Here is a 3,671-nt window from a genome sequence, read left to right on the forward strand (position 1 = left end):
TGCTGGCCTTGTCGCTGGCGCTGATGGCGATCGGCATGTTGGCGCCGATATTGTTTTCGTTCTTCGCCAGGTCGGTGCCAGGGTTGACCGTGCCGCCGGTCTGCACGTTGCCTTTCTGGTCCTTGCCGATTTCGTTGTAGCCACCGCCCAGGCTGACGGTGTTGGCGTCGTAATCGGCCTTGTTCTTGATGTCGCGGCTGGTGAGGCTGCATGTAACAAGTCGGTTGATTAACGCTGCTTTAGAAAAAATAGACTAAGAGGTTCCCGAGTTGATGTATTAGTACTCGTAGTGAACCTTAGCTTCGCTTTTTTGCCTATGGATCAGGTCATCCATTCCCAACAACCACCGATTTGTTTTTTCATAATTTAGTTTAGCTAAAATACAAGACCAGACATGCTTTCTTCAGCAGCATCAGTTAAGAATACTGATTTTGCTTCATTGTTAATATTGAATTTAAAGCTGGACTCCACCTAGCCTTCTTCAGTATCAACCTCACCTTTACAATAGAGGAATTGATAGTCGCAATCAGCTTCGCCAGAAAGATTTTCAGCAAGCTCATTTAGAACTTAAAACCGTCTTTGAATTGTATTATCCACCCTACTAAAACCATGCCGTATAATTATAATTCAGCCGCCTACAGCCTCATCTCTAATAGCCAAATTATGAATTGATACATATTCGATTTTTTGCTTTGGGGCATTTTCTAGGGGTGCCCTGTAATCTGTCAAAAGGCTAATACCATCAATGACAGTTTCTCCATTCAAAATAAGAAAATTATCATCAAACTCATTAAATTCAATTAGCAAAGGTGATTTTATAGACCCTAACTCCAATCCTGGCCTAACGCCTTCAAAATTACCAGAATAACCTATACCCACATTTATGTTATATAGAGAGGTTCCGCTCATGAATGCGAGCATCAGTAGCCTGTTCTTGAAGAATAGATAATTCACAAAGTCGCCGTGCTCCTTAAATCGTATTTCCTCCCTAATACCTAGCCAACCGGTGTTGTTTTCCAAGAGTTCATATGTGGTAGATTTAGAGTCATACCATGTTACCTGACCTATTTTTTTAAGATTCCCTCAAGTGAGCTACCCAGCTCAAAGCCTGCTGCGCTGAGCCCTGGTACCAAATCTGCTTCTAAATCGAAAACGGCATTCATGTTCACTTCTCTCACCATGGTAGCCACTTACCACCCTCGCACTTCAGTCGATTACCCTTTGTATCATAATATTGTTGATTTCGTGTGATAGTACCGGGCTGCACTGATATGAGTTTGCATATAAGCACTCTTCGATCTAGAAGTATTAAACAAGAAAATCCTTTTTAGATGGCGCCGTAAATACATGGCCGGCCTCGTCGAAGCGCCATTTTGCCTATTTTTTAGGCGTAAATCGATGACTTCAAACTTCTTGTATGCATGATTTTAATTATGGTCTTCGATTTGCTTTTTCAGTGGTCAAGTATGCGGGCTAAAATACCGGGCAAAACGATTCGGTTTTGGAGCATCATGAGTCAATCAATCATATTCTTTAAAAAGCGAATTCCGTTATTGTCGCGAAGTGCGTATACCTCTTCAAACTGGAAGGATAATATGAATTTAAACTGAGTCTGTTTAACAAGTTCGCTAAGGAATATTTTTATGTCTTCCGAACTTTCAGATAATGTATCGATAGGTGAGTGAAACGCTCCTCTCATGCCAACCTTCCAATCAGCTATTACGTTTTCTGCTACAATTTCCTCGTAAGGAATTATGTGGCGAAATACGAAGTAAGCGTTAGAGCTTATAAAGTTTCCTGTCAAGTGTTTTTCTTCGATCTGATAGTCCGTATTCATACTGGATAATGTGCGGCATATATCGTCAAAAGATATACCTTGTTCGATCTCCAAGTTCATAGTGATGGTCATTTTGCTACCTCGATTATTTTAAATTCATTGTTTTTCATTAGGTAAAGTTTTTTCAGCCCTTCCACCGGGCGTGTAGACAGCGCTTTTTCAATCTCACCAGATGTTAACGGTGAATCAGCTAGATTTACAACTACGCTACTAGCTTGTTTTTGAACTTTTTCAGTTACTGTCATCAATACTGAAATAGGGCTATTAGTTCTTGGGGAAAATACATCAGCTAGGTCGCCATTAATTTTCAGATCAGGATTTCCCCCTTTTCTCCCAGTATTGGGTAATTGCTCAACATCATACCCTGCCTGAGCAAGCTTTTTTGACGCCTCATTCTGACGCTCAATTGATCTGACCATATCTGGAGAAGCATTTTTTGGAGGAAGTTCAGGTTCTCCTTTCAAAGAGCCAAGTTTGGGTAGGCTGTTAACACCCGCCTCAGAATCCGTCATCGAACTCATCGGATTCGGATTTTTAGCATTCTTCGCCGCAAGCTTCTCGATTCTAGCGATCTCAGCCATCTTTTCAAGCTGCGCACCGCCAACCTTGATGCCTGCCTTGGCCAGCGCCACGCCCCCCTTCGCTGCGCCACCCACACCCGTCGCGATGCTGCCAACCTGCCAGGCGATTTCGCCGATGGCCTTGCCCAGCGCTTCGGCGTTTTCGTCGCCGCCGACTTCAAGGGCCGTTTTGACTGTTGCGATTTTGGTGTTCAGTTCATTGACGACGCTGTCGCCAAACTGCGCTCTGGCCTCAGGGTTGTTGATCAGCTGACTGAGGCCGTTCAGACCATCAATCGGGTGCATCGCGAATTCAGCCAGGCCCGCCACATCATTCCAGCCGGACTGCACCAGGCCCTTGCCGATGCCGAGATGGGTCAGGACGTCCTGTTTACCGCTGATGTATGCCCATTTGCCCGCCACCTCAAGCTTGGCCGCATAACCTTCGGCCTCGTCATATTCTTTCTTGGCCTGAACAATCTGCTGCGTCGCCAACCAATTGTTATCCACCGCCGCCCCTGCCGCCGTATTCGCGGCAGTCGGGTCGATAGAAGCACTGGTCGCAGCCAAACCCGTCACCAGGCTGACGATCAAATTACGTTTGGCTTCGCGTTGTTCTTCGCTTTCGTCCGGGCTGCTTTGTGAGAACAAACCGGTCAGCAGGCTGGACGCCGCTGCGCCTGCTGCACCGCTGCCGCAGCTTTGGTTGCTGGCCGCCGCACCTGCGCAGGCGACGATGCCATGCAGGGCGGCGTGCAGTGGGGAGCCTTCGGTCAGCTCGCCATTTGCTACAAGGTCGCCGATGTAGCCTGCGCCGCGCTGCTGAACGTAGTTGACCACCAGGCCTTGCACGAAGGCGGCGTTGCCGGCGCTGATGTTGCCGCCGGCGGCACCGATCAGTGCAGTGGTGATTTGTCGGTAAGTGCCGCCTGCGCCCCAGTTTTCGGAGATGTCGTTGGCTTCTGCCGACAGTTGTCTTGCACGAATCTGCAGGGCCATCTGTGCGGCATCGTTCTGCCCGTCGATTTTATCGGCTTCTGCCTGCAGCGTTTTGGCCTGTTGCCGCTTGAGGTCCGCTTCCCGGGCCTTGTTGGCGAGGAAGGTGCTGGCTTCGTTGGAGAACGCAGTGACGATCTCGAACCCGGCGCGGACTTCATCTTCGTCGAAGATCGGCTTGAGCGAGTTGCTGCCGTTGCGATCACTGGACACGTCGCGGTTGAGGCTGGCGACGGTTTGTTCAGCGGTCTTGCCGGTGCGTTTCTGCTGTTCGGCGT

2 protein-coding genes and 1 pseudogene are annotated in these 3,671 nt (G+C 48.2%); all 3 read right to left on the reverse strand.

The features are described 5' to 3' along the window. Positions 1-627: 627 nt before the first annotated feature. Positions 628-909 carry a hypothetical protein gene (locus GE543_RS26900; protein WP_153222763.1) on the reverse strand — a complete coding sequence of 94 codons (282 nt, stop codon included), beginning with the start codon at positions 907-909 and terminating at the stop codon, positions 628-630. 607 nt (positions 910-1,516) lie between these two features. Next, the gene (locus GE543_RS26905; protein ID WP_153222764.1) at positions 1,517-1,909 is read right to left on the reverse strand and encodes a hypothetical protein; all 393 of its coding nucleotides are present in this window, start codon (positions 1,907-1,909) and stop codon (positions 1,517-1,519) included. After that, positions 1,906-3,671, reverse strand: a pseudogene (locus GE543_RS26910) (DUF637 domain-containing protein); the annotation flags it as partial. The gene GE543_RS26905 and the pseudogene GE543_RS26910, both read right to left, overlap by 4 nt.

The organism is Pseudomonas sp. SZ57, from assembly GCF_009495975.1.
Classification (GTDB): Bacteria; Pseudomonadota; Gammaproteobacteria; order Pseudomonadales; family Pseudomonadaceae; genus Aquipseudomonas; species Aquipseudomonas syringae.

Coding starts and splice junctions, on each gene's coding strand:
- GE543_RS26900 (WP_153222763.1), bottom strand. CDS start 909: ATGAGCGGAACCTCTCTATATAACATAAATGTGGGTATAGGTTATTCT.
- GE543_RS26905 (WP_153222764.1), bottom strand. CDS start 1,909: ATGACCATCACTATGAACTTGGAGATCGAACAAGGTATATCTTTTGAC.